This is a genomic window from Mycobacterium sp. UM_11, assembly GCF_001414075.1.
Lineage (GTDB): Bacteria > Actinomycetota > Actinomycetes > Mycobacteriales > Mycobacteriaceae > Mycobacterium.
The window spans coordinates 1-242 of sequence record NZ_LATC01000294.1; the positions used below are offsets into that span (position 1 = coordinate 1).

Sequence of the window (242 nt, forward strand, 5' to 3'; positions counted from 1 at the left end):
AACTGCTGCACCAACGCCCGGTTGGCCGCGATCACCGGCGGGGGCACCACCGAGGAAAACACCGACTCATAAGCCGCCGCCGCCGAGCTGGCCTGCACCGCCGCCTGCTCGGCCTGCGCCGCCGTGGCACTGAGCCACTCCGCATACGGCGTCGCCGCGGCCGCCATCGCCGCCGAAGCCGTACCCGCCCACTCCTCACTGGCCAGCTGCGTCACCACGCTCTGATAACTCAACGCCGCCGA

At 71.5% G+C, this 242-nt stretch carries 1 protein-coding gene; it reads right to left on the bottom strand.

Translation table 11 applies throughout. The annotated features are described in order from the left end of the window. Window positions 1-242 (bottom strand): PPE domain-containing protein (locus tag WU80_RS25090; RefSeq protein WP_156349813.1); only part of this gene is annotated, 242 nt, incomplete at both ends.